The organism is Pseudomonas sp. Marseille-Q7302 (genome assembly GCF_965111925.1).
In genome coordinates, this window is sequence record NZ_CBCOPK010000001.1 from 1,612,304 (window position 1) to 1,637,176 (window position 24,873).

Annotated in this window: 19 protein-coding genes; 12 read left to right on the forward strand and 7 right to left on the reverse strand. The window is 64.1% G+C overall.

All coding sequences use genetic code 11. The features are described 5' to 3' along the window. Positions 1 to 68 precede the first annotated feature (68 nt). Positions 69 to 773 carry a DnaA regulatory inactivator Hda gene (hda, locus tag ACWPW1_RS07400; protein ID WP_017638945.1) on the forward strand — a complete coding sequence of 235 codons (705 nt, stop codon included), beginning with the start codon at positions 69 to 71 and terminating at the stop codon, positions 771 to 773. A gap of 12 nt (positions 774 to 785) precedes the next feature. On the opposite strand, the gene wrbA is transcribed toward hda, so the two are convergent. Both wrbA and arsC read right to left on the reverse strand, forming a co-directional pair. Then, positions 786 to 1,388, reverse strand: coding sequence for an NAD(P)H:quinone oxidoreductase (wrbA, locus tag ACWPW1_RS07405; protein ID WP_133859719.1), 603 nt, complete (start codon positions 1,386 to 1,388; stop codon positions 786 to 788). Beyond that, the gene (gene arsC, locus ACWPW1_RS07410; RefSeq protein WP_454252675.1) at positions 1,385 to 1,738 is read right to left on the reverse strand and encodes an arsenate reductase (glutaredoxin); all 354 of its coding nucleotides are present in this window, start codon (positions 1,736 to 1,738) and stop codon (positions 1,385 to 1,387) included. The genes wrbA and arsC overlap by 4 nt, the downstream gene beginning before the upstream one ends. 91 nt (positions 1,739 to 1,829) lie before the next feature. Between arsC and ACWPW1_RS07415 the strand changes: the two genes are divergently transcribed. Next, positions 1,830 to 3,083, forward strand: coding sequence for a YihY family inner membrane protein (locus ACWPW1_RS07415; RefSeq protein ID WP_454252676.1), 1,254 nt, complete (start codon positions 1,830 to 1,832; stop codon positions 3,081 to 3,083). Next, positions 3,080 to 3,364, forward strand: a complete 285-nt coding sequence (locus ACWPW1_RS07420) for an acylphosphatase (RefSeq protein ID WP_454252677.1) — start codon at positions 3,080 to 3,082, stop codon at positions 3,362 to 3,364. Before ACWPW1_RS07415 ends, ACWPW1_RS07420 begins: the two co-directional genes overlap by 4 nt. 16 nt (positions 3,365 to 3,380) lie before the next feature. Here the strand turns inward: ACWPW1_RS07420 and ACWPW1_RS07425 are convergent, their stop codons facing one another. Then, a complete protein-coding gene (locus ACWPW1_RS07425; RefSeq protein WP_454252678.1) occupies positions 3,381 to 5,087 on the reverse strand; it encodes a proline--tRNA ligase in 1,707 nt (568 codons plus the stop codon). A gap of 154 nt (positions 5,088 to 5,241) precedes the next feature. Then, complete coding sequence (locus tag ACWPW1_RS07430) at positions 5,242 to 6,555, reverse strand: OprD family porin (RefSeq protein ID WP_454252679.1); 1,314 nt, start codon at positions 6,553 to 6,555, stop codon at positions 5,242 to 5,244. A gap of 368 nt (positions 6,556 to 6,923) precedes the next feature. Between ACWPW1_RS07430 and ACWPW1_RS07435 the strand changes: the two genes are divergently transcribed. From ACWPW1_RS07435 to ACWPW1_RS07445, 3 genes are all read left to right on the forward strand, one after another. Next, positions 6,924 to 7,340, forward strand: coding sequence for an HIT domain-containing protein (locus tag ACWPW1_RS07435; RefSeq protein WP_454252680.1), 417 nt, complete (start codon positions 6,924 to 6,926; stop codon positions 7,338 to 7,340). Further along, on the forward strand, positions 7,337 to 7,546 hold the full coding sequence (locus tag ACWPW1_RS07440) for a SlyX family protein (protein WP_059314155.1): 210 nt from the start codon (positions 7,337 to 7,339) through the stop codon (positions 7,544 to 7,546). Before ACWPW1_RS07435 ends, ACWPW1_RS07440 begins: the two co-directional genes overlap by 4 nt. Positions 7,547 to 7,738: 192 nt before the next feature. Continuing rightward, positions 7,739 to 12,586: an NAD-glutamate dehydrogenase gene (locus ACWPW1_RS07445; protein WP_454252681.1), complete on the forward strand. Its 4,848-nt coding sequence runs from the start codon at positions 7,739 to 7,741 to the stop codon at positions 12,584 to 12,586. Positions 12,587 to 12,693: 107 nt separating this feature from the next. On the opposite strand, the gene ACWPW1_RS07450 is transcribed toward ACWPW1_RS07445, so the two are convergent. Beyond that, positions 12,694 to 13,719, reverse strand: coding sequence for an alpha/beta fold hydrolase (locus tag ACWPW1_RS07450; RefSeq protein ID WP_454252682.1), 1,026 nt, complete (start codon positions 13,717 to 13,719; stop codon positions 12,694 to 12,696). A 215-nt stretch (positions 13,720 to 13,934) separates the two neighbouring features. On the opposite strand from ACWPW1_RS07450, the gene ACWPW1_RS07455 reads away from it, so the two are divergent. From ACWPW1_RS07455 to ACWPW1_RS07470, 4 genes are all read left to right on the forward strand, one after another. After that, positions 13,935 to 16,214, forward strand: a complete 2,280-nt coding sequence (locus tag ACWPW1_RS07455) for an ATP-binding protein (protein ID WP_454252683.1) — start codon at positions 13,935 to 13,937, stop codon at positions 16,212 to 16,214. An 8-nt stretch (positions 16,215 to 16,222) separates the two neighbouring features. After that, positions 16,223 to 16,684: a response regulator gene (locus ACWPW1_RS07460; protein WP_059314159.1), complete on the forward strand. Its 462-nt coding sequence runs from the start codon at positions 16,223 to 16,225 to the stop codon at positions 16,682 to 16,684. A 102-nt stretch (positions 16,685 to 16,786) separates the two neighbouring features. Beyond that, positions 16,787 to 19,198 (forward strand): response regulator, encoded by a 2,412-nt coding sequence (locus tag ACWPW1_RS07465; protein WP_059314160.1) that lies wholly within the window; start codon positions 16,787 to 16,789, stop codon positions 19,196 to 19,198. A gap of 27 nt (positions 19,199 to 19,225) precedes the next feature. Next, on the forward strand, positions 19,226 to 19,795 hold the full coding sequence (locus tag ACWPW1_RS07470) for a biliverdin-producing heme oxygenase (RefSeq protein ID WP_454252684.1): 570 nt from the start codon (positions 19,226 to 19,228) through the stop codon (positions 19,793 to 19,795). A 6-nt stretch (positions 19,796 to 19,801) separates the two neighbouring features. Here ACWPW1_RS07470 and ACWPW1_RS07475 read toward each other — a convergent pair whose 3' ends face one another. Next, positions 19,802 to 20,677, reverse strand: coding sequence for a hypothetical protein (locus ACWPW1_RS07475; protein ID WP_271654303.1), 876 nt, complete (start codon positions 20,675 to 20,677; stop codon positions 19,802 to 19,804). 184 nt (positions 20,678 to 20,861) lie between these two features. On the opposite strand from ACWPW1_RS07475, the gene ACWPW1_RS07480 reads away from it, so the two are divergent. Then, complete coding sequence (locus ACWPW1_RS07480; RefSeq protein ID WP_059314163.1) at positions 20,862 to 21,881, forward strand: quinone-dependent dihydroorotate dehydrogenase; 1,020 nt, start codon at positions 20,862 to 20,864, stop codon at positions 21,879 to 21,881. Positions 21,882 to 22,001: 120 nt separating this feature from the next. Here ACWPW1_RS07480 and rmf read toward each other — a convergent pair whose 3' ends face one another. Continuing rightward, complete coding sequence (gene rmf, locus ACWPW1_RS07485) at positions 22,002 to 22,217, reverse strand: ribosome modulation factor (protein WP_007159291.1); 216 nt, start codon at positions 22,215 to 22,217, stop codon at positions 22,002 to 22,004. 318 nt (positions 22,218 to 22,535) lie between these two features. Between rmf and rlmKL the strand changes: the two genes are divergently transcribed. Next, positions 22,536 to 24,707 (forward strand): bifunctional 23S rRNA (guanine(2069)-N(7))-methyltransferase RlmK/23S rRNA (guanine(2445)-N(2))-methyltransferase RlmL, encoded by a 2,172-nt coding sequence (gene rlmKL / locus ACWPW1_RS07490; protein ID WP_454252685.1) that lies wholly within the window; start codon positions 22,536 to 22,538, stop codon positions 24,705 to 24,707. Positions 24,708 to 24,873: the final 166 nt, after the last annotated feature.

A 24,873-nucleotide genomic window follows, 5' to 3' on the forward strand; every position in this document is an offset into this window, starting at 1 on the left:
TGCGAGGGGGCCAGGATTTGGTTAGACTTGGCGCCCTCGCGAAACTGCCAAGAGCCGTTCGAGCTGGCATGATGCCTTTACAGCTGCCCCTGGGTATTCGTCTGCGTGACGACGCCACCTTCGTCAATTACTACCCTGGCGCCAATGCTGCGGCGCTCGGCTATGTCGAGCGTCTCTGCGACGCCGATGCCGGGTGGACGGAAAGTCTGATCTATCTGTGGGGCGGTGCGGGTGCCGGCCGCAGTCATCTGATGCAGGCGGCCTGTCACCGCCTGGAAGAGCTGGGCGAGCGGGCCATCTACCTGCCCATGGGTGAACTGGCCGACTATGGCGTGGAGTTGTTCGACAACCTCGAACAGTGCGAACTGGTCTGCCTCGACGATCTCGATGCACTGGCCGGTCAACGGCGCTGGGAAGAGGCGCTCTTCCATCTGTTCAACCGTCTGCGCGATGCCGGCAAACGCCTGCTCATCTCCAGTACCGCCTCGCCGCGGCAACTGCCGGTACAGCTGGCCGATCTTAAGTCACGTCTGACCCTGGCACTGGTCTTCCAGCTGCGACCCCTGTCCGACGAAGACAAGCTGCGCGCCTTGCAGCTGCGCGCTTCTCGTCGCGGCCTGCACCTGACCGACGAGGTCGGCCGCTTCATCCTCTCGCGCAATACCCGCAGCATGGACGCCCTGTTCGACATGCTCGAACGTCTGGATCAGGCGTCACTGCAGGCGCGACGCAAGCTCACCATTCCCTTCGTCAAGGAAATCATGGGCTGGTAGCCGCGCCGGCTCCTACTTCTTCTGCAAGCGACCCGCCAGGGTCGCCAGGCGCTTGCCCAGGGCCCGGCACAGCGCCGTTTCCTGTTCGTCCAGCGCGCGCTTGCCATCCGCCCCGGCGAAATGACTCGGGCCATAGGGTGTACCGCCCCCCCTGGTTTCCAGCAGGGCGCTCTCGCTGTAGGGCAGGCCGGTGATGAGCATGCCGTGATGCAGCAGCGGCAGGGCCATGGACAGCAGCGTGCTCTCCTGACCACCGTGCAGACTGGCAGTGGAGGTGAAGACGCCGGCGGGCTTGTCCACCAGGGCACCGGTCAGCCAGAGGCTGTTGGTTCCATCCAGAAAATACTTCATCGCGGCGGCCATGTTGCCGTAGCGCGTCGGGCTGCCCAGGGCGAGTGCAGCGCAGTCGCGCAGATCATCGAGGGTGGCATAGACCGCACCCTGCTCGGGCACTGCCGGGGCAACAGCAGCGCACTCGGCGGACACCGCCGGCACCGTACGCAGGCGCGCGGCCATGCCGGCCATCTCGACCCCGCGTGCAACCTGGCGAGCCATCTCGGCGGTGGCGCCATGGCGGCTGTAGTAGAGCACCAGGACGTAGGCTTCGGGGGTCATTGCAGGATCTCCAGTACACGCTCGGGGGGACGACCGACGACAGCGCGTTCGCCGCACACGGCGATGGGTCTTTCGATCAGCTTGGGATGGGCGGCCATGGCCGCGATCAGGGCGTCTTCGTCCAGCTCCGGATCGGCCAGGTTCAATTCGCGATAGGCCTCCTCACCGGTACGCAGCAACTGGCGCGCCTCCAGGCCCAGCTTGCCGAGCAACTCGCGCAAGGCGCTGGCATCCGGCGGCGTCTCCAGGTAGGGCACCACCGACACGGCTAGCTCGCGGCTTTGCAGCAGCTCAAGCGCTGCCCGCGATTTCGAGCAGCGCGGATTGTGATAGAGGACGATTTCACTCATGGGCTGATCCATAGAAGGTAAGATGCCCATTGTAGCGGGTTGGCGAGGACTGCCGCGCCAGCCCTTGACCGTGCCTTTCGAGGAACCGCCAATGCCGGCCCGCTTGCGTGAACTGCTGTCCTTCGTTCGCTACCTCGCCGACCGCTTCATCGAGGATCGCGCGCCCAACAACGCCGCGGCCCTGACCTACACCACGCTCTTCGCCGTGGTCCCGGTGATGACCGTGACCTTCGCCATGCTCTCGGCGATACCCGCCTTCCAGGGCACCGAAGTGCAGATCCAGGCCTTCATCTTCCGCAATTTCGTGCCCTCCACCGGGGCGACCCTGGAGGAATACCTGCGCAACTTCATCGAGCAGGCCCGTCACCTGACCTGGCTGGGCGTGGCCCTCTTGGCGGTGACGTCCTTCTTCATGCTGGTGACGGTGGAAAAGACCTTCAACGACATCTGGCGGGTACGCATTCCGCGGCGCGGGGTCTCTAGCTTCCTGCTCTACTGGGCGGTGCTCAGCCTGGGCCCCCTGCTGCTGGGAGCCGGCTTCGCCATGAGCACCTACCTGGCCTCGGTGGCCCTGGTCTTTGGCTCCTACGGTATGTCCGGTGCGCAGATGCTGCTCAAGGTCACGCCACTACTGTTCAGCATTGCCGCCTTCACCTTGATGTACGCCGCTGTGCCCAACACCCGGGTCCCCCTACGCCATGCGCTGATTGGCGGTGCCCTGACCGGGGTGCTGTTCGAGGCGGCCAAGAGCCTGTTCGGTCTCTATGTCTTCTATTTTCCCGGCTACCAGCTGATCTATGGCGCCTTCGCCACGGTGCCGCTGTTTCTGGTCTGGATCTATGTCTGCTGGCTGATCGTGCTGCTGGGGGCGGAGGTGGTGTGCAGCCTGTCCACCACCCATCATTGGCGGCGCGCGCCGCTGCCGGCGTTCTTCATCCTGCTCGCCGTGCTGCGGGCCTTTCTGGAGCGGCAGCAAAGCGGTTCCAGTCTGCACCTGGGGCGGTTGCACCAGGCTGGCTGGAAGCTGCCGGAGCACGAATGGCACGCAGTGCTGGCGTTCCTGCAGCAGGAGCGTCTGGTGTGCCAGAACGACAGCGGTCACTGGGTACTCTGCCGCGACCTGCACGGCTATGCCCTGCTGGATCTGCTGGACCGTTCCCCCTGGACACCTCCCGCACCGGATTGCTGGCCGCCCGCCGAGCGCTTTCCCGGTGACTGGTATCCGCAGTTGCAGGAGGCCTTCACCCGACTGCAAGCGCAGCGTCATGAACTGCTGGCTGGCAGCGTGGCGCAATGGTTGCGGGTTGCGCCGCCCCTGGAAGAGAGCGGGGCTGCCAGACGATGAGCGTTGCCGCACGCCACGGGCTGATCAGCGGTCGCGTTCAAGGCGTCTACTACCGCGAGAGCACCCGGCAGGAGGCACAGCGACTGGGCGTCACCGGTTGGGTACGGAATCTGAAGGATGGCGGGGTGGAGTGCCACCTGGAAGGCTCGTTCGAGGCACTTGCCCGCATGGAGCGCTGGCTCTGGCAGGGGCCGGCAGCGGTGCGGGCGACCGGGGTGGAACTGGAGGAGGTGGCCTGTGCAGGCTTCACTGACTTCCAGGTCAGGCGCACGGACGCCTGACCTGGAGCGGTAGCCCTTAGCGGGCCTTGAGGAAGCCGACGATCTCGGCCAGGGCGACATTCTGGCTTTCGCTGTCGGTACGGCCCTTGTACTCGACCAGGCCTTCATTGAGGCCGCGCTCACCCACCACCAGGCGGTGAGGGATGCCGATCAACTCCATGTCGGCGAACTTCACGCCAGGGCTGGTCTTCTTGTCGCGGTCGTCCAGCAGCACATCGAAGCCAGCGGCCTTCAGCTCGGCGTAGAGGCGGTCGGTCGCCTCCTTCACCGCGGCGTTTTCGTACTTCATGGGCACCAGGGCGATCTGGAAGGGCGCCAGGGCGGCCGGCCAGCGGATGCCACGCTCGTCGTGGTTCTGCTCGATGGCGGCGGCGACCACGCGGGACACGCCGATACCGTAGCAGCCCATGGCCAGGACGGCGGGTTTGCCTTCTTCGCCCAGGACCGACAGCTTCATGGCCTCGCTGTACTTGGTGCCCAGCTGGAAGATGTGGCCCACTTCGATACCGCGCTTGATCACCAGGGTGCCCTGGCCGTCCGGGCTCGGATCGCCGGCTACCACGTTGCGCAGGTCGGCGACCTGGGGCAGCGGCAGATCGCGCTCCCAGTTGACGCCGAAGTAGTGCTTGTCTTCCTGGTTGGCGCCGATGCCGAAGTCGCTCATCAGGGCGACCGAGCGATCGATGATGCAGGGAATCGACAGATTCATCGGACCCAGGGAGCCGGGGCTGGCGCCAATGGCGGCACGGATCTCGGGTTCGGTGGCGAACACCAGGGGGCTGGCGACCTCCGGCAGGTTGGCTGCCTTGATTTCATTGAGTTCGTGATCGCCACGCACCACCAGGGCGACCAGCTTGCCTTCCTCGGCGCCGCGAACCACCAGGGTCTTCACGGTCTTCTCGATGGCCAGACCGAATTTCTCCACCAGATCGGCGATGGTCTTGGTGTCGGGGGTGTCTACCAGACGCAGCTCCTCGGTGGCGGCGCCGCGCGCGGTTTCCCGCGGCAGGGCCTCGGCCTTCTCGATGTTGGCGGCGTAGTCGGAGCTGTCGCTGAAGGCGATGTCGTCTTCACCAGAGCCGGCCAGCACATGGAATTCATGGGAACCACTGCCACCGATGGAGCCGTTGTCGGCCTGCACCGGCCGGAAATTCAGGCCCAGGCGGCTGAAGACATTGCAGTACGCCTGGTACATGGCGTCATAGGTTTGCTGCAGCGACGCCTGGTTCAGGTGGAAGGAATAGGCATCCTTCATCACGAACTCGCGACCACGCATCAGGCCGAAGCGCGGACGGATCTCGTCACGGAACTTGGTCTGGATCTGATAGAGGTTAATCGGCAGCTGCTTGTAGCTGTTCAGCTCGTTGCGCATCAGGTCGGTGATGACTTCCTCGTGGGTCGGGCCCACGCAGAAATCACGCTGATGGCGATCCTTCAGGCGCAGCAGCTCGGGACCGTACTGCTCCCAGCGACCGGATTCCTGCCACAGCTCGGCGGGCTGGATCGCCGGCATCAGCACCTCCAGGGCGCCGGTGGCGTTCATTTCCTCGCGCACCACGGCCTCCACCTTGCGCAGCACGCGCAGGCCCAGCGGCAGCCAGGTATAGAGACCGGAGGCCAGCTTGCGGATCATGCCGGCGCGCAGCAGCAGCTGGTGGCTGATCACCACGGCATCGGAAGGGGTTTCTTTGAGGGTGGACAGCAGGAACTGACTGGTACGCATGGCTAGGCGGTCTGTCGGCATCGAGACGGGACCGGCATTGTACGGTGGGGTGGGGCAGGGCGTACAGGGACGCGGGCGGTGCTGATCGGAGGCCGGAAAAGAACAGCCCGGCGAAGGCCGGGCTGCTGGATCGTGCGAGAAGCGCTGGCCTCTATCAGAGGATGTTCAGCGGGTACTCGGTGATCAGGCGGAACTCGTTGACGGTGCCGCCGGTGCTGGCGTCGCCACGGTGCCAGGCTTGACGGACACGGAAGGACAGGTCCTTGGCCGGGCCGCTTTGCAGGACGTATTTGGCTTCGACGTTGGTCTCGCGCTCTTTGTCGCCATCCTGATACAGGCCAGCGTAGGCGGTGCCGCCCTTGGGTGCGTCGATATCATGGCCGTAGATGTAACGGGCCATGAAGCTCAGGCCGGGTACGCCCAGGGTGGCCATGTTCAGGTCGTAGCGAGCCTGCCAGGACTTCTCGCCAGAGGCGTTGAAGTCGGAGTACTGGATGGAGTTGGCCAGGAAGATACTGTCGCCACCATTACCGGTATTGCCATTTCTGCCACCTACGCCGACGTAGTCGAATGGCGCATCGCTGCTCACGCCTTGGTAGGCCAGGGTGAAGGTGTGGGCGTCGACGCTGTAGGCGGCGGCCAGCGAGTAGGCGTTGTTACTGAAGTCGCCCAGCTTGGCGCTGCCGGCATCCTTGGTGTAGTAGTAGTTGAAATCGAAGGTCAGCGCCTGGTTGGCACTCAGCGGCTTCACAAAGTTGACGTTGGCGTAGTACTGGTTCCACAGATCTTCCATGCGGCCGTAATACAGCGACGCATTCAGCTGATCGTTGATCTTGTATTTGCCGCCCACGTAATCAGCTGAGCTGGACGTGAAGCCGGAGGCATACGTCGAACCCAGATTTCCGTCATGGTAGGTGTTGGTGCGGTCACGCGCAGCGGTGATGTGGCCAGCTTCAAGGAACAGGTTGTCGATTTCTTCGCTGGTCAGCATGAAGCCGGTGGCGGTCTGCGGGAACAGGCGGCTGCCACCCACGGCGAAGACCGGGGAGGTGGGCTGCACGTTGCCGTACTTCAGGACGGTGTTGGAGATGCGCAGCTTGACGGCGGCGCCACCGGTTGAGTACTCGTCCTTGTTGCGACCGTCGCTGTCAACCTGCAGGTTGCCGGAACCGACATGGCCACGGCCGCCATCCAGTTTCAGACCCAGGTAGCCAAAGGCGTCCACACCGACACCGACGGTGCCTTGGGTGAAGCCCGATGCGTAGTTCAGCAGGAAGCCATGGCTCCAGTCTCTACGATCGTTGGCGCCGTTCTTGAGGTCCCGGTTGAAGTAGTAGTTGCGGTTCAACAGGGTCAGCTTGCTGTCTTCGACAAAGCCCTTGGACTCGGACTGCTGGTCGGCGAAAGCCAGTTGAGTGGTCCCTGCGGCTACTGCCAGGGCGAGAATGCTCCACTTCATCGCTTGCATCAGAAATGCTCCTTTGGGTTGAAAGTCAGCCATCGTGTCAGCCGTGGCTGTTTGTTCTAATAGCGGCACATATAGCACCTCTCTTGGAGAGGCGATAGGTTTCATCAAAATTTTGCGTGTAATGAACGGATTAGCCAAGACTCTTAAGAAATCTCTTTAAGAGTTCCCCTCCGATCGTCGTACCCGGATCGTGATAGCAAAAAGCATGCACAAATCTGAAATTCCAGTGCCCGCCTGTCTTTCGCGGGTCCATTCCCTGGGCCCTGGGCAGTTTCCAGAGCGCTGATTGCACCTTTGTGACACCAAAGGTTCCACTTACCCGAGGTCATGCACACTTTTAGTGCTGACCGGTGTTAGCAGGAGATGAGATGTTCCAAATCGACTCACGGTTGGCCGGCGACACCCTGGAGGTGGCGTCCTTGACGCTCTGCCAGGTGCTGTTGCTGAACGATCAACGCTATGACTGGCTGGTTCTGGTACCGCGACGTGAAAGTGTTACCGAGGTGCTCGATCTGTCACCGCCGGACCAAGCGCAACTGTGGCGAGAGGTGACACTTGTCGCTGGGGTGTTGCGTGAGGCAAAGCCGGATTGCAAATTGAACATTGGTGCCCTGGGTAACATCGTCCGGCAACTGCATCTGCATATCCTGCTGCGGCGGGAAGGTGATCCTGCCTGGCCTGGCCCGGTTTGGGGGCATTCGCCTCGCGAGCCCTACAGCGAAGAAGCCGGACAGGCGGCCGTTGCCCGCTGGCGGGCGCAGTTGGAGCAGGAGTTACAGGCATGACCCTCGAAGAACGTATCGCCGATCTGGAAATGCGCCAGGCGTTTCAGGACGACACCATCCAGACCCTCAATGACATCATCGTCGAGCAGCAACGCGCCCTGGATCGCTGTGCGGCGCAGATCCGCCTGCTGGCCGAGCGCCAGGCCGAGTTGCAAAGCGGCGGTGGCGGGGGGATGCCGGACGAGGCGCCGCCGCCCCACTATTGAGATCCGTTCCGCAGCTGAATCTTGTTGTCGCCCTGACGTACGTGCGCGACTGTCTTTGCCGGCTACTCTAGCGGTACTGCATCTTTGCACTTTTTTGGTGCAGTCCGGCCTCGTCCCTTGTGGAACTCGCTCCGGGAGAGGCCTGTCCTCTGCGGAGCGAAGCCCACAGCACCTTCAGGACGGAGTACGGTTATGGCGTTTTTCACCGCTGCCAGCCAAGCGGATTTCCAACAACAACTCAAAAATGCCCTCGCGGCCCATGTCGAAGGGGAAACCCTCGAGCAACTGGAGCGCTTTACCGCCCAGTTCTTCGGCATCGTCCCGCTGGAAGAACTCACTCAACGCCGGCTGTCCGACCTGGTCGGCTGCGTACTGTCGGCCTGGCGGCTGCTGGATGTCTTCGATCCCGCCGAACCGCGGGTTCAGGTCTTCAACCCGGATTACGAGCGACACGGCTGGCAATCGAGCCATACCGTGGTCGAGGTGCTGCATGTCGATTCGCCGTTCCTGGTGGACTCGGTGCGCATGGAACTCAATCGCCAGGGTTACAGCGTCCATACCCTGCAGAACAGCGTCCTCAGCGTGCGCCGGGATGCCCAGGGCCGCCTGATCGAACTGCTGCCCAAGGGACAGCAGGGCGAAGGGGTAAGCCGCGAGGCACTGATGTTCCTCGAGATCGACCGCTGCGCGGCAGCCACCGAGTTGCGCACCCTGGAAGCCGCGCTGCAGGAAATCCTCGGCGAGGTGCGGCTGACGGTCGGTGACTTCGCTGCCATGAAGGCCAAGGTCGCCGACCTGCTGGGCTGGCTGGATCAGCGTCCGGCCGGGGTGGACGACGGCGAGCTGGCCGAGGTCAAGGCCTTCCTGGACTGGCTGCGCAACGACAGATTCACCTTTCTTGGCTACGAGGAATTCACCGTCGAGGGCGATGGTGATACCGCGATACAACACTATGTGCCCGACTCCCTGCTGGGACTGTCGCGGCGTCTACGCGGTCGACCGGAAACCGCCGAGATCAGCCTTTCCGGCGATCCGCTGCGCTATCTGCGCGAGCCGGTGCTGCTGTCCTTCGCCAAGGCCGCCGATCCAAGTCGCGTGCATCGTCCGGCCTATCCGGATTTCGTCTCCCTGCGTGAAGTGGACACCAATGGCCGGGTGGTGCGCGAGCATCGTTTCATGGGGCTCTATACCTCCAGCGTCTACAACGACAGCGTGCGCGAGATCCCCTACATCCGCCGCAAGGTCGACGAGGTGCGGCGACGTGCCGATTTTGACAGCAGTGCCCACCTGGGCAAGGAGCTGGCGCAGGTCCTCGAAGGGTTGCCACGGGACGATCTGTTCCAGACCCCGGTAGACGATCTCTTCAGCACCGCCATGGCCATCGTGCAGATCCAGGAGCGCAGCAAGGTCCGCGTCTTCCTGCGCCGCGATCCCTATGGCCAGTTCTTCTATTGCCTGGCCTATGTGCCACGCGACATCTACTCCACCGAAGTCCGCCAGCGTATGCAGCAGATCCTCATGGATCGCCTGCATGGCACCGATTGCGAGTTCTGGACCTTTTTCTCCGAGTCCGTGCTGGCGCGGGTGCAGTTCATCCTTCGCGTCGATCCGCTGCAGCCGCAGGACGTCGATCCGGCGCGCCTGGAGCAGGAGATGGTGCAGGCCTGCCGTAGCTGGAAGGACGACTTCGCCAGCCTGATGGTGGACAGCTTCGGCGAGGCCCAGGGCACCTCCATCCTGGCCGACTATCCGCTGGGTTTCCCGGCCGGTTACCGCGAGCGCTTCGCACCGCACCTGGCCGTGGTGGACATGCGTCACCTGTTGGCCCTGAATGACGAGCGTCGTCTGGCCATGGGTTTCTACCAGCCGCTGACCCAGACCGGCGACAACATCCTGCACTGCAAGCTCTATCACGCCGATACGCCCCTTGCGCTGTCGGACGTCCTGCCGATCCTGGAAAACCTCGGTCTGCGGGTACTGGGTGAATTCCCCTACGAGCTGCGTCATCGCAATGGTCGCCGCTACTGGATCCATGATTTCGCCTTCACCACCGTGGCCGGGCTGGAGCTGGACCTGCAGCAACTCAACGACACCTTCCAGGACGCCTTCGTCCAGGTGGTGGACGGCCAGGCGGAAAATGACAGCTTCAACCGGCTGGTACTGACCGCCGGGCTGCCCTGGCGTGACGTCGCGGTACTACGGGCCTATGCGCGCTATCTCAAGCAGATCCGCATCGGCTTCGACATCGGTTATATCGCCGCCACCCTCAACGCCCATGTCGACATCGCCCGGGAACTGGTGCGGCTGTTCCGCATGAAGTTCTACCTGGCGCGGCGCATGACCAGTGAAGACCTGGACGACAAGCAGCAGCGCCTGGAGCAGGCCATCCTCAGCGCCCTGGACGACGTCGCGGTACTCAACGAGGACCGCATCCTGCGGCGCTACCTGGACCTGATCAAGGCGACCTTGCGCACCAACGTCTTCCAGACCGATGCCGCCGGCAAGCCCAAGGCCTACTTCAGCTTCAAGCTCGATCCCAAGGCCATTCCCGAGCTGCCGCGCCCGGTGCCGCGCTACGAGATCTTCGTCTACAGCCCGCGTGTGGAAGGCGTGCACCTCCGCTTCGGCAATGTCGCCCGTGGCGGCCTGCGCTGGTCGGATCGTGAGGAGGACTACCGCACCGAAGTGCTGGGCCTGGTCAAGGCGCAGCAGGTCAAGAACTCGGTGATCGTGCCCGTGGGCGCCAAGGGCGGCTTCGTGCCGCGGCGACTGCCCACCGGTGGCTCCCGTGACGACATCCAGGCCGAGGCCATCGCCTGCTACCGCATTTTCATCAGCGGGCTGCTGGACATCACCGACAACCTCAAGGATGGCGAGGTGGTTCCGCCTGCCGCAGTGGTGCGCTACGACGGCGACGATCCCTATCTGGTGGTGGCGGCCGACAAGGGCACCGCGACCTTCTCCGATATCGCCAACGGTATCGCCCAGGACTACGGTTTCTGGCTCGACGACGCCTTCGCCTCCGGTGGCTCGGCGGGTTACGACCACAAGAAGATGGGCATCACTTCCCGGGGCGCCTGGGTCAGCGTGCAGCGCCACTTCCGTGAGCGCGGCATCGACGTCCAGACCGATCCGGTCACCGTGGTGGGCATCGGCGACATGGCCGGCGACGTCTTCGGCAACGGTCTCTTGCGCTCGCGCAGCCTGGAGCTGGTGGCGGCCTTCAACCACCTGCACATCTTCATCGATCCCAATCCGGACGCCGAACGTAGCTATGTCGAGCGCGAGCGGCTGTTCAACCTGCCACGTTCGAGCTGGACCGACTACGATGCCAGCCTGATCTCCCAGGGCGGCGGGATCTTCCCGCGCAGTGCCAAGCGCATCGCCATCAGCCCCGAGATGAAGGCGCGCTTCGACCTGCGGGCCGATCACCTGACGCCCAACGAGCTGATCAATGCCCTGCTCAAGGCGCCGGTCGATCTGATCTGGAATGGCGGTATCGGCACCTACGTCAAGGCCAGCTTCGAAACCCATGCCGATATCGGCGACAAGGCCAACGATGGCCTGCGCGTGGACGGTTGCGACCTGCGTGCCAAGGTGATCGGCGAGGGTGGCAACCTGGGCATGAGCCAGCTGGCGCGGGTGGAATTCGGCCTGCACGGCGGCGCCTGCAACACCGACTTCATCGACAACGCCGGTGGCGTGGACTGCTCCGACCATGAGGTCAACATCAAGATCCTGCTGGGCGATGTGGTTTCCGCTGGCGACATGACGGTCAAGCAGCGCAACACGCTGATGGGCGAGATGACCGACGAGGTCGGCGAGCTGGTGGTTGCCAACAACTACATGCAGACCGGTGCCCTGTCCCTGGCGGAATACCGGGCGCGGACCCACCTGGCCGAATACCAGCGGCTGATCGTGGATCTCGAGGGTCGCGGCAAGCTGGATCGTACGCTGGAATTCCTGCCCAGCGACGAGGTGCTCGCCGAGCGCGCCGCCAAGGGGCAGGGGTTGACCCGTTCCGAGCTGTCGGTGCTGATCTCCTACAGCAAGATCGACCTCAAGGAACAGTTGCTGGCCTCTTCGATGCCGGACGACGACTACCTTGCCCGGGACATGCAGGGGGCCTTCCCGCAACGCCTGACCGAGCAATTCCCCGAGGCGATGGCGCGCCATCGCCTCAAGCGCGAGATCGTCGCCAACCAGATCGCCAACGACCTGATCAACCACATGGGCATCACCTTCGTGCAGCGCCTGTGCGAATCCACCGGCATGAGCGCGGCCGATGTTGCCCGGGCCTATGTGGTAATGCGCGACGTGCTGCATCTGCCGCACTGGTGGCGTCAGGTGGAAGCCCTGGATCATCAGGTGCCGGCCGAACTGCAGCTGCGTCTGATGAGCGAGCTGATGCGCCTGGGGCGCCGGGCCACCCGCTGGTTCCTGCGCAGCCATCGCAGTGGCCTGGATGCCGGGGCCGTGGCGGCCTTCTTCGGACCGCGTATCGCCGCACTGGGCGTACGCCTCGACGAACTGCTGCAGGGCGAGCCGCGCCAGGACTGGGAGGAACGCTTCCGCGCCTATACCGAGGCGGGCGTTCCCGAATTGCTGGCACGGGTCGTGGCTGGGACCAATCACATCTATACGCTGCTGCCGGTCATTCAGGCCGCGGAGGTCACTGCCCAGGATCCCCTGGAAGTGGCGGCCACCTGGTTCGCTGCGGGCGATGTGCTGGATCTGGCCTGGTATCAGCAGCAGCTCAACCAGCTGCCGGTGGCCAATGCCTGGCAGGCCTTGGCGCGCGAGGCGTTCCGCGACGAGGTGGATCTCCAGCAACGCACCATCACTATCGGCATGCTCAACTTGAGCGAGGCGCCCAGTGATCCGGAGGCACGGCTCTCGCTGTGGCTGGAGCGGCACCGGGCAGCGGTGGAGCGCTGGCGCGGGCTGCTGGTGGATCTGCGTAATGCCACCGGACAGGACTACGCGATGTACAGCGTCGCCAGTCGTGAACTGGCGGATCTGGCCAGCAGCAGCGTCTGAGGTGTAGGGTGTCCTTGAGCGAGGCTCAAGGACACCCTGAGTCCAGAGGGCAATGAAAAGGCGGCGTACCCCCGGGTGCGCCGCCTTTTTTGCTGTCTGGGGGCCGATCAGTGACTGGCCGGGTCGCTCGGGGACCTCAGGGCATCCAGGCCTTGCAGTAGCGCCTGGTGGAAGCGTTCTGGCGCCTGCATCTGGGGCGCATGACCCAGATCGTCGAATTCCACCAGCGTCGCCTGGGGAATGCGCTTGGCCGCTGCCTTGCCCAATTCAGGATAGTGACCCAGTCGCGCCTTGATCTCGGCCGGGGCCGCATCCTTACCTATGGCGGTGGTATCGCGCTGGCCTATCAACAGCAGGGTCGGCATGCGCAGCTGCCCGAATTCATAGACCACCGGCTGGCTGTAGATCATGTCGTAGATCAGCGCCGAGTTCCACGCGACCCTCTCCTTGCCCGGGCCGTCATTAAGCCCAGCCAGCATGGTTACCCAGCGCTCGTAACGGGGCGACCACTGACCGGCGTAATAGGTGGTCCGTTCGTAGTCGCGGATGGCGTCTGCCGAGGTCTTGAGCTCCCGGGCGTACCACTGGTCGACGCTACGATAGGGCACGCCCAGGGCCTTCCAGTCTTCCAGTCCGATCGGATTGACCAGGACCAGTTGCTCGGTGGCCTGGGGGTAGAGGAGGGCGTAGCGGGTCGCCAGCATGCCACCTGTCGAATGCCCGATCAGGGTCGCCTGGGCGATGCCCAGATGGTCGAGCAGGGCCCGGGTGTTGGCCGCCAGTTGCTGGAAGCTGTACTGGTAGTGGGCCGGCTTGCTGGACTTGCAGAAGCCGATCTGATCCGGCGCCACGACCCGATAGCCGGCAGCACTCAGTATCCGGATGCTGTCTGCCCAGGTGCCGGCGCAAAAGTTCTTGCCGTGCAAGAGCACCAGGGTTCGCCCTTTGGGTTCTCCGCTTGGCGCGACATCCAGATAGGCCATCTCAAGGCGCTGCTGCTGGGAGTCGAAGGCAAAGGTCCGTACCGGGAAGTCGTAGTCGAAGCCTTCGAGACGTTCTCCATAGACGGTGTCGGCCAGGGCAGGCGAACTGAGGAGCAGGGTAGTCAGGGGGAGGGCGAGACGCAGGGACATGAGTCGATCCGGAGGGTCAAACCTGCTCCGACTGGCAAGCTGCAGGGAAGATTCCGGAGCGCCGGGCAACGGCTGTCGCAATTTATGTCGATACCTACCGTCCATGCCGTTTCGCTTCGCGTCAAGCTTAGGGTCTGATAGTCTGAGAGACCCTTGTCCACGTTTCTGCGCACCTCTCTCCCTGCGCTTTCTTCCGATCACGTGAGGTTCCCGGTTTGGCGCTCGAGTCATCTTTTAAGACCCAGCCCGATGCTCTGGCCGACTGCGCCAACGAGCCGATCCAGATTCCCGGCAGCATTCAGGAACATGGCTTCCTGTTCGCTGTAGAGGAACCGGATCTGCGCATCGTGCAGGCCAGCGCCAATGTCCGCGAATACCTTGGCCTGGCCGTGGAAGACGTGCTTGGCCGAACCCTGGGCGAACTGTTGCCAGAGCGAGACCTGCCCGCCATGCTCGGTGCGCTCACGCAGGAAGAGCAGAATCCCATCTACCAGGGCGACGTGACCCTGGGCCCGCAGCAGCAGACGTTCGCTCTATTCATGCATCGCTTCGGTGGCGTGCTGATCGTCGAGTTCGAAGCGCCGGTGGACAGCCGGCTCGGTCTCAATACCCTCTATCCCATGGTGCGGGTATTCATCGAACAGCTGCATCAGGCCGAAACCGTCGAGGCCATCGCGACCCTGGCGGTGCGCGAGGCCAAGCGCATTTCCGGTTTCGATCACACCATGATCTATCGCTTCGACGAAGACGGTCATGGCCAGGTGCTGGCAGAGGAACTCGACCCGGGCGTACCCAGCTATCTGGGGCTGAGGTTTCCTGCTTCGGACATTCCCGCCCAGGCGCGTCGGCTGTATCTGGAAAATCGCATTCGGGTGATCGGCAACGCCAACTATGAGCCGTCGCCCCTGCAACCACAGACCAACCCTGTCACTGGGCAGCCGCTCGATCTCAGCTTCGCGCAACTGCGCAGCGTCTCGCCGGTGCACCTGCAGTACATGAGGAACATGGGCACCCTGGCGTCCATGTCCATTTCCATCGTGGTTGGCGGCCGTCTCTGGGGCCTGGTGCTCTGCCACGACCGCCAGCCGCAGCGCGTCTCCTTCCAGACGCGCACGGCCTGCGAGCTGTTCGGTCGCGTGCTGTCGTTGCAGATCGATGCGGCCGAGACCCACGCGCAATCCGATCGCCGCCTGGCGCTGCGCCAGTCCATGGTACAGATGCTCTCGACCATGGCCGACCGCGACAGCGTTTGCCAGGGTCTGCTGGAGTTGCCGCAGGTCTATCTGGACTTCGCGCGGGCGCAGGGCGCCGCCATCGTCTCTTCCGAAGGCACCGAACTGATCGGCCAGACTCCGCCGCGCGAGGTGGTGGATGGCCTGGTCGAATGGCTGTCGGTCAACGTCAAGGACCACTACATCACCGATAACGTCGCCAAGGACATCGCCGAGCTGCCGCAGCTCGCCCAGCATGCCGCCGAGCTGCCGCAGCTCGCCCAGCATGCCGCTGGGGTGTTGGCCGTGCCCATTTCCGAGTTGCATTCCCACTATCTGATCTGGTTCCGCAGCGAGCTGGTTCAGGTGGTCAACTGGGCAGGGCGGCCGACCAAGCAGGAAGGCAGCGACGGACGGCTGTCGCCGCGGCAAAGTTTCGTGCTCTGGCAGGAAACGGTACGGGGGCTGTCGCTACCCTGGTCCGCGCTGGAGCTGGAAAGCGCCATCGAGCTGCGCAACGCGGTCCGCGGCATCGTGCTGCGCAAGGCCGAGGAAATGGCCGAACTGGCCGAAGAACTGCAGCGCAGTAACAAGGAATTGGCCGCCTTCTCCTACAGCGTGTCTCACGACCTGCGCGCACCGCTGCGGCATATCGCCGGCTATGCCGAGCTGCTGGGCGACATCGAAGGTGGCAAGCTGTCGGATCGCGGGCGCCGATTCCTGGAAAACATCGGGTCTTCGGCGCGCTTCGCCGGCAGCCTGGTCGACAATCTGCTGAGCTTCTCGCAGATGGGACGAGCGGCGATCCGCTACTCCGACGTCAACCTCACCGCGCTGGTGGAGGCCATCCGCGAAGAGATGGCGCCGGACTACGAGGAGCGGGAGGTCGAATGGCGTGTCGGTCCGCTTCCCGTGGTCATCGCCGACGCCGCCTTCGTTCATCTCGCCTTGCGCAATCTCCTGGCCAACGCCATCAAGTACAGCCGTTATGAAGAGCCTGCGGTGATCGAGATCGGCACCTTGCCGAGCGATTCCGAAGACATCATCTTCGTCCGGGACAATGGCGTCGGCTTCAACATGGATTACGTGGGCAAACTGTTCAGGGTCTTCCAGCGTTTGCACCACACCGATGAATTCGAAGGGGTCGGTATCGGTCTGGCCAGCGTCAGACGCATCATCGAGCGCCATGACGGTCGCGTCTGGGCAGAAGGTGCCATAGGCGAGGGCGCTACCTTCTATTTCGCTCTGCCCAAACAACGCCCTTCACCGGTACACAAAAGGTAGTTCTCTTCATGCTCAAACCCATTGTGCTGGTCGAAGACAATCCGCACGATCTGGAACTCACCCTGGTGGCTCTGGAGCGCAGTCAGCTGGCCAACGATGTCGTGGTCCTGCGTGACGGCGCCGAAGCGGTCAGCTATCTGCTCAGGCGCGAGCCCTATGCCGATCGCGAGACCGGCAATCCCGCGGTGATGTTGCTGGATCTCAAGCTGCCCAAGGTCGATGGCCTCGAAGTCCTCGAGGTGGTGCGAGGTACGCCCGAACTGTGCAGCATCCCTGTCGTTATGTTGACTTCGTCACGGGAAGAGCCTGATCTCGAGAAAGCCTACGAGCTGGGAGTGAACGCTTACGTGGTCAAGCCGGTCGAGTTTCGTGATTTCGTCGCCGCGATCAGTGATCTCGGCGTATTCTGGGCCGTGCTCAATGAGCCGCCGCCAGGATCGCGACGGGTGACACGGCGGACTGGCCGCTAGCGAGTGAGCAGAATCAGTCCCTCTGTATCCAGTAATCCGCGACCGGCAGAGATGCGCGCCCCGGGTCCCCTGAGTGAACAGATCCAAGGCCGACGTCCGTTTATGCCTCTCTCGAAACAGATCAAGATCCTGCTGGTAGAAGACAGCAAGCTCGACGCCGAGCTGATCCTGATCGAGCTGGAAAGACATGGATTCGAGCTGCAATCCAAGATCGTCTATGAGCGTACCGGTCTTACCCTGGCCCTGAGCCAGCAGACCTACGACATCATCCTGTCCGATATCATCCTGCCGGGCTTCTCTGGGGCCGAGGCCCTGCGCGTGGCACGGGCGTTGGCCCCGGAAACCCCCTTCATCTTCGTCTCGGGCATCTTCGGTGAAGTCCATGCGGTGGAGATGATGCGCCTGGGTGCCAACGACTATGTGCTCAAGCAGAGCATGGAGTTGCTGGCCAAGGCGGTCGAGCGGGCGCTGCTGGTGGTGCACGAGCGTCGCGAGCGGCGGCGTGCCGAAGAAGCCCTGCACAGTCTCGAGGTCAGGTCGCGGCTGGCCATGGATGCCTCGCGCCTGGGCATGTGGGAATACCTGCCGGCCAGTGGCACCCTGATCTGGGATGAGCGCTGCAAGGCCATGTTCGGCCTGCCGGCCGATACGGTGGTCGACCTGGCGGTGTTCGAGCGACTGTGCGGCGCTGACGGCCTCGAACGCTTTCTCGATACGGTCCGCCAGGCGGGTGCCGACGAACGCGACGACGACTACCGCAGCGAGTACCGCATCCGCCTGGACAACGGCGCACAGCGCTGGGTCGAGACTCGCGGTCAACCCTTCTTCGATGCTGGCGTCTGCACTCGCTTCCTGGGCGTGATGCTCGACATCACCCAGCAGCGTGATGCCGCGGAAAAGCTCGAACGCCTCAACGTCAGCCTCGGCGAGCGCGTCGAGGAACGGACCCGCGAGCGCGACCGTACCTGGGATCTCACCCGCGATCTGCTGCTGGTGTGCCAGCCGGACGGCATTCTGGTAGCGCTCAATCCGGCCTGGGAAGAAAATCTGGGCTGGTCGCGGGTGGAGCTGCTTGGTTCTTCGCTGCTGGCCTTGGTCCATCCCGACGAGCGCTTCATCACCGAAAACGAACTCGAGCAGTTGGCCACCCGGGCCGCCAGCCAACGCTTCGTCAATCGCATCCGCCACCGCGATGGCAGCTATCGCTGGATTTCCTGGACCGCGGTGCCGGATGCCGGAATGACCTATTGCTCCGGCCGCGACATCTCCTCGGAGGTCCTGGCGATGGAAGAGCTGGCGGCGGCCAACCGCCAGCTGCGCGAACAGATCGACGAACGTGAGCGCGTGGAGGCGACCCTGCAGCAGATGCAGCGGCTGGAAGCCGTGGGTCAGCTGACCGCGGGCGTGGCCCACGATTTCAACAACCTGCTGACCGTGATCCTCAGCAGTGCCAGTTTCCTGGAGCGCGATCTGACCCGGCTGGCTGCCAACGACAAGACCCAGGGCCGGGTACAGAACATCCGCGAAGCGGGTGAGCGTGGCGCCAAGCTGACCGCCCAGCTGCTGGCCTTTTCCCGCCGCCAGCGTCTGGCGCCCAAGCCGGTCAAGCTCAACGAAACCGTCGAGGGGATGCTCGAACTGCTGCGCAGCACCATGGGTGGCAGCGTCTGGATCGAGACTCATCTGCGTGCCGACTGCTGGCATGCGCTGGTCGATCCGACCCAGATCGAACTCATCATCCTCAACCTGGCGATCAATGCCCGGGATGCCATGGCGGTTGGTGGCACCCTGCGACTGAGCACCTCCAACCAGACCATCAGTCAGGCTCCCCAGCGTCCCGAAGAGCCGGAGCCCGGCGAATACGTGCTGCTGGCGGTGCAGGATTCCGGTACCGGGATGAGCGAGGAGGTGCTGGCCAAGGCCTTCGAGCCCTTCTTCACCACCAAGGAGGTAGGCAAGGGTTCCGGTCTGGGCCTGGCCCAGGTGTTCGGCTTCGCCAAGCAGTCCGGTGGTGGCGTGCGCATCGAGACGCAGATGGGCAGCGGCACCACGGTGCTGGTCTACCTGCCGCGCACCGAAGCGGAAGACGCCCTGGAGCCCGTGGGGCTGCCCGCGCTGGGTCGTGACGAACAGGCCGCCGAGCGACGCATCCTGCTGGTCGACGACGACCATGCGGTGCGCAACGTGACGGCAGCCCTGCTGGCCGATCTCGGCTATCAGGTGGTGGAGGCCAGCAATGGCTTCGCCGCCCTCAGCGCCCTGGAGCGCGATCCGCAGATCGATCTCCTGCTGGCCGACTTCGCCATGCCCGGCATGAACGGCGCCGAACTGGCCCGCCAGGCGCGCAAAAGGCTGCCGCAGCTGCCGGTGGTCTTCATCACCGGGTACGCCGAGCTGGGCGAACTCGATCCCGAACAATCTTTCATCGTGCCCAAGCCCTTTCGCGAGGCGGACCTGGCAGCTCGGCTGCAGGCGGCCCTGCGCGGCGAGAAGCCCCAGCCTTCGCCGCTTTGAAAGCAGCCGTCCAGACGAGGTATTTGCGTGTCCACCATCCGTGAAATGTTGCGCGCCGAGGGCGGAGCCCTGCACGAGCAGGTCGATACGACCTTCGGCCGCTATGCGCTGCAGACCCGGCCCCACTACACCGCGTTTCTGCAGGCCCATGCCCAGGCGCTGATCGGACTCGAAGAGCTCCTGGAGCGCTCCGGTATCCAGCGGTTGTTGCCCGATTGGGCGGAACGCCGGCGCGCGACGGTATTGGGCGAAGACCTCCAGCGTCTGGAGGCCGTGCAACCCGAGCCCGTCATTCTCGAGCGTCTGCTCGATGAAGGTGAATGCTGGGGCGTGGCCTATGTCCTGGAGGGCTCGCGTCTGGGGTCTCGCCTGCTGGATCGTCATGCGGGCGAGAGCCCCGATGCGGCGGTGCGTGATGCTCGTGCCTATCTTGGGCATGTACCGCCCAAGGGGGCATGGCCGGCGTTTCTGGAGCGACTGGACACAGCAGGTGGCGATGCGGCCCTGCATCCGGCGATGTTGGCGGGGCAGCGACTGGCCTTCGAGGTCTTTCTGGCGGCGGGACAGCGTCACGCGCCCGCTACCGCCGCTGGCTGAGTCGGCCTAGAGCGCCTTCAGGTAGCCGATCACCTCGGCCGCGCCCAGGCGGTCGAGGGTCTCGGCGAGTACCCGCGCGTTGGCGACTTCCTGGGGCAGCAGCAGCCACTCCAGGTCCTGGCCCGGTGCCGTTAGTGGCAGGCGGGCATAGTCGAGCTTGAGGCCCAGCAGCACCTGAATGAAATCCGGATGATTCCAGACGGCGTTGGGCAGGGCGTAGAGGGCGAACGCCTGTTGCAGGCGCTCGATGGCCGGCAGGTCGAGGCGCAAGCGCTGGATCTGCGCCGGAACGTCCACGGCGACGCCGCGAATGCGGGCATAGGCGACGATGCTGGCGAAGGCCAGGGTGGTGGTCGCATCGTTTTCCAGGAACAGTCGGGCGCCTCGCCAACTGGCCTGGCGCAGGCGCAACGGTTGCTCGGTGGACAGATTGGGTAGCGTTCGATAGAGCGCGGCCTGAAAATCCCGATACCCGATGATTCGCACCTGATCACGCGCGGCGGGAAGGGCGGCCAGCTCTTCGAGCTGCACTACCGAATCCAGGGTCGGGTCGCTGAGCCGGTGACAGAGACCATCCAGCTTGCGCAGGTCCAGAGCGGTCAGCTGCAGGGTATCGGCGACCACCAGTTGACTCAGGAGGGTATGGGCCTTGCTCTTGATTTCCTGGGTCGGACCGGACAGCGCCGCCCGGGGCAGGCCAAAAAGCAGATGCAGCGGATGACCGTCATCCCACCACAGACTGTCCGCGGGGCTGGGCAAGGGGACGAAGGCATCGGCCAAACGTTCCAGGCAGCGCTGGATGCGGCGACTGGCCAGCGAGGGATGCAGATGGAGGGCCAGTGAAGACCAGGGACTGCCCAGGAGGTTGGCACCGTTGCTCATGAGGTCTCCGGGCGGATAGGAACTGCGCAGCCGATTCTAGCGTGGCAAAGACCGCGCGATCGCCGAATGATTCCCGAAAGGTAAGATCTTTTGTACGACCGACCGGTCGACCCGGGCGGCAGCGACGTATGGCAGCGGGCAAGCCTGTATAATGCGCGCTTTCCGAATTACCTGTGAGTCCGCCATGTACGACGCGCTCCGTCCTTTGCTTTTCAAGATGTCTCCCGAAGGGTCTCACGATCTGGCACTGGATCTGATCGGTGCTGCCGGGCGTCTGGGCCTGACCGGTCTAGGCCGGCAACCGGGCCGCCTGCCGGTCCAGGTCATGGGGCTGGAGTTTCCCAATCCGGTCGGCCTGGCCGCCGGACTCGACAAGAATGGCGCCGCCATCGACGGCTTCGCCGGCCTGGGCTTCGGCTTTCTCGAGATCGGCACCGTGACGCCCCTCCCGCAGCCGGGCAATCCCAAGCCGCGTCTGTTCCGCCTGGAAGAGGCCAACGCCATCATCAATCGCATGGGTTTCAACAATGCGGGTGTGGAGGCGCTGATCGAGCGAGTCAGGGCAGCGCGGTTCAAGGGTGTGCTGGGGATCAACATCGGCAAGAACGCCGTGACCCCGGTCGAGCGGGCGGTGGATGACTACCTGATCGGTCTGGAGCGAGTCTATGCCCATGCCAGTTACGTCACGGTGAACGTGAGTTCGCCCAATACCCCCGGTTTGCGCAGCCTGCAATTCGGCGATGCGCTCAAGCGTCTGCTGGAGGCCTTGCGACAGCGTCAGGAAGATCTCGCGGTGGTGCATGGCCGCCGGGTGCCCATCGCGATAAAGATCGCCCCGGACCTGAGCGACGAGGAAATCGTGCTCACCGCCCAGGCGATTCGTGATGCCGGGATGGATGCCATCATCGCCACCAACACCACCCTGGGGCGCGAAGGGGTGGAGAATCTGCCCTATGCCGCCGAGGCCGGTGGCCTGTCAGGCGCGCCGGTACGGGAAAAGAGCACCCATGTGGTACGGGTCCTGGCGGGCGAGCTGGGTGGCCGTTTGCCGATCATTGCGGCGGGCGGGATTCTGTCGGGGGAAGATGCGGCGGAAAAGATCGCCGCGGGCGCCAGCCTCGTACAGCTGTACAGCGGCTTCATCTATCGCGGGCCGGCCCTGATCCGTGAAGCGGTGGATGCGATCGCCGCGGCGCGCCCCTGAGAGGAAGGGGGCTCGCTGGGAGCCCCCGTGGGACCTCTGGTCCCCGATCCCGGAAGAGGATCTGACTGGAACACAACCAGAACGCTGTGGAAGCCCGGGGCTTCCGCTAGTGAAATCGAATTAGCCTACGGCTTGAAGTTGATTCATGCGTTGAAGACCAGCGGTGCCTACGTAGCCGTCCCATTGGTCGCTACGGCCTTCACGCCAGCCATTGAGCCAGGCCTGCCGAACGGCGTCCTGGGTGAAGGGGCAGAGATCCCGCGATTTGCCCACAATGCCGTGCTGATAACCACGCTGGAAAGCTCGTTCCATTGGATCACGCTTGAGTCTTCTCATAGGGTAGTGCCCTCGTAGGTTGACTTGCAGATTGTCCATGGCCCGTTGCAGGCCTGGATGCCAGAGCCGGCGTCCTGGCATCCGCCCCGCACCTTCGCGCTGCGGGTGGTCAATTACTAACCAAAGGTGCGCTGGCTGGGAATGACCTTTTAGCTATAAGCCGTAACCTAATCGAAATGAAATGGCGATAAACCGCCGCTGGAATGCCGTCACTGCGGCTTGTTGAGACGCAGTCAAACTTTATTCGGAGGGGGTCGTGCTGCTGGTCAATCCGACCAAAGGCAGGCAACTTCCTTCCGCTAGCCAATGGATTCAACGATGTCCGCGATGCAACAACTCATCCTCACCTGTCCCAAGGGTCTCGAGACCCTGCTGCTGGAAGAGGCCCAAGGCCTCGGCCTGCAGGAAGCCCGCAGCCAGACCGCGGCGGTGCGCGGCGAGGCGAGCCTCGCGGATGCCTATCGCCTGTGCCTCTGGTCGCGCCTGGCCAACCGGGTACTGCTGGTACTGGCCCGTTTCCCGGTGGAAGATCCCCAGGCGCTGTACCTGGGCGTGCATGGCGTGGAGTGGGAAGAGCACCTGACGCCCACCGGCACCCTGGCGGTAGGCTTCAGCGGTCAGGGCGCCGGCATCGACAACACCCATTTCGGCGCGCTCAAGGTCAAGGACGCCATCGTCGATCGCCTTCGTGAGCGCACCGGGCAGCGTCCTACCATCGACAAGCTCGCGCCAGACCTGCGGGTGCATCTGCACCTGGAGCGTGGTCAGGCCATCCTGTCACTGGATCTGTCCGGCCAGAGTCTGCACCAGCGTGGCTATCGCCTGCAGCAGGGGGCGGCGCCGCTCAAGGAGAACCTGGCGGCCGCGGTCCTCATCCGTGCCGGCTGGCCGGCTCTGGCGGCGGCTGGCGGAGCGCTCGCCGACCCCATGTGCGGGGTGGGCACCTTCCTGGTCGAGGCCGGCCTGATGGCGGCGGACATAGCGCCGAACCTGCGTCGCGAGCGTTGGGGCTTTTCCGCCTGGCTGGGGCATGTGCCCGCCCTGTGGCAACAGCTGCATCAGGAAGCCGAGGCACGTGCGGCCGCCGGCCTGGCCAAGACGCCGCTGTGGATCCGTGGCTACGAAGCCGATCCGCGGCTGATCCAGCCGGCGCGCAACAATATCGAGCGGGCCGGCCTGTCCGACTGGATCAAGGTCTATCAGGGCGAAGTGGCCAGCTTCGAGCCGCGTCCCGACAAGGCACAGACCGGTCTGGTGATCTGCAACCCGCCCTATGGCGAGCGCCTGGGCGATGAGGCCAGCCTGCTGTACCTCTACCAGAATCTCGGCGAGCGCCTGCGGCAGGCCTGCCTCGGCTGGCGCGCGGGGGTCTTCACCGGTGCGCCCGAACTGGGCAAGCGCATGGGCATCCGCAGTCACAAGCAATACGCCTTCTGGAACGGCGCCTTGCCCTGCAAGCTGCTGATGTTCGAGGTCGAGACCCGTCAGTTCGTGACCGGCAGCCGCAGCGGCGAGCGTTCGTCCACGGCCCAGGCGGCGGAGCCGCCCAAGCTGAGCGAAGGCGGGCAGATGTTCGCCAACCGCCTGCAGAAGAACCTCAAGCAGCTCGGCAAATGGGCACGCAATCAGGGCGTGCAGTGCTATCGGCTCTATGATGCCGACATGCCCGAGTACGCGGTGGCCGTGGATCTCTATGGTGACCGGGTGCACGTGCAGGAGTACGCGCCGCCACGCTCCATCGATCCGGAAAAGGCCCTGGCGCGGCTGCTCGATGCCCTGGCAGCCATTCCCCAGGCCTTGAACATCGATCCGTCGCTGGTGGTGGTCAAGCGGCGCGAGCGGCAGAGTGGCACCAAGCAGTACGAGCGTCAGGCCGCCCAGGGTGAATTCCTGCAGGTGGAGGAGGCGGGCGCCAAACTGCTCGTCAACCTCACCGACTACCTGGACACCGGCCTGTTCCTGGATCACCGCCCGCTGCGGTTGCGCCTGCGCCAGGAAGCCCAGGGCAAGAGATTCCTCAACCTGTTCTGCTACACCGGCGCCGCTACCGTGCAGGCTGCGGTAGGGGGGGCGCGCAGCACCACCAGCGTCGACCTTTCGCGGACCTACCTGGACTGGGCCCGGCGCAACCTGGCGCTCAATGGTTTCTCTGAGCGTCACCGCCTGGAGCAGGGCGATGTGCTGCACTGGCTGGAGAACGATCGCGGCGAATACGATCTGATCTTCGTCGACCCACCAACCTTCTCCAACTCCAAGCGGTTGGAAGGCGTATTCGATGTGCAGCGCGATCATGTCGGCCTCATCGATTCGGCCATGGCCCACCTGAGCCGCAATGGAGCGCTGTACTTCTCCAACAACTTCCGCAAGTTCGAGTTGGACGAAAGTCTCAGCGAGCGCTATCGCGTCGAGGAGATCACCGCCAGCACCCTTGATCCGGATTTCGCGCGCAATCCCAAGATCCACCGGGCCTGGCGTCTGACCCTGCAGTGACGCCCGGCGGCTGAACTGTCGCTGAACGGACCCGGCATCGAGCCGTTCAGCCTGTGATCCGGCGCAATCCAGCCTTCTCCCGGGAACGCCCGGCCAGCCCATGCCGTCCACAATGACGGCGCGGTGCTGGGTCGTGCCTGGCGGGACGAGGAGGGACAGGTTTTAC